Below are 1,027 nucleotides of genomic sequence, written 5' to 3' on the forward strand. Positions count from 1 at the left end.
CCCGAACAGGACCGTGAAACGACTCAGCGCCGATGATAGTGTGGTTCTTCCATGTGAAAGTAGGTCACCGCCAAACACCCATTCCGAAGCCCCCGACATCAGTCGGGGGCTTTTTACATGTCTGTCGGTTTAGCGGCAGAATTGGGATAACAGGTGTTGGGATCAAACATTGGGATAGGGATGTGCCGGTGTTTATGGAGTATTCGTGCATCTTGGTATTGGAATCGGAAATATTTACCCTGTTGTTATCCTTGTACAAAAGTACCGAAAGTTATGGTTAACCGTTTTGAATATTTGAAATCGAACGATATTTGCGTTAATATGTCGTAAGCATTTGTATGGGTGTGGGCTGTTGCCCTATCCTTATATGCGACAGTGTTTACAGAGTGGAATAAAACCATTCGGTAGACTTCCTGACTGATTCAATCAAACATGTTATGGGAAAAATCTGATGAAGAAATTTTTATTTGGTGTCTTTGCCGCCGTTTGTACGGCGTTCTCTTTGGCTGCCGTGAACGTCAATACGGCCTCTTCTGCGGAACTGGAGGCATTGCCGGGTATCGGTCCGGCTAAGGCGAAAGCGATTGTGGAATACCGTCAGAAGAACGGTGCGTTCAAATCGGTGGAGGAGCTGAAAAACGTGAAGGGCATCGGTGATGCGGTGCTGAACAAGTTGAAGGCGGAGGCGACGGTTTCTCCTGCCGCGCCTAAGGCTGCACAGCCTGCCGTGAAAAAATAAGCCTGACGGTTAACTGCCGTATACGCCGCCCTGATGCCGAACCGTTTGCCGGTTCGGGTTGACGGGCGGCTTTGTATGGGGCCGGGAATGAAGACTTGGGCTAATGGGGCATTGGGTAAAGGGATAAACGGATAGCCTCTTGTTGAATAGGGGATATAAAAGATAAAGGGAATAAAAGATATGTACTTAAAGACATTTGACGGAAAACGGAATGGGGCAACTGTGCAGAGGGGGTATTCTTTGATACAGCTGTTGGTGGTGATGCTGTTGGTTTCGATATTGGCGACG

The 1,027-nt window shown here is 48.1% G+C and carries 1 protein-coding gene; it reads left to right on the forward strand.

Annotated features, from left to right (window positions below; genetic code table 11):
• Positions 1 to 451 precede the first annotated feature (451 nt).
• Positions 452 to 739 carry a ComEA family DNA-binding protein gene (locus HMPREF3022_RS02050; protein WP_049332029.1) on the forward strand — a complete coding sequence of 96 codons (288 nt, stop codon included), beginning with the start codon at positions 452 to 454 and terminating at the stop codon, positions 737 to 739.
• Positions 740 to 1,027: the final 288 nt, after the last annotated feature.

It is taken from the genome of Neisseria sp. HMSC065C04, from assembly GCF_001815375.1.
In the GTDB taxonomy this organism is placed as follows: domain Bacteria; phylum Pseudomonadota; class Gammaproteobacteria; order Burkholderiales; family Neisseriaceae; genus Neisseria; species Neisseria flavescens_D.

Bases quoted from the DNA above. Each gene is read 5' to 3' on its own strand.
- HMPREF3022_RS02050 (WP_049332029.1), top strand. From the start codon at position 452: ATGAAGAAATTTTTATTTGGTGTCTTTGCCGCCGTTTGTACGGCGTTC.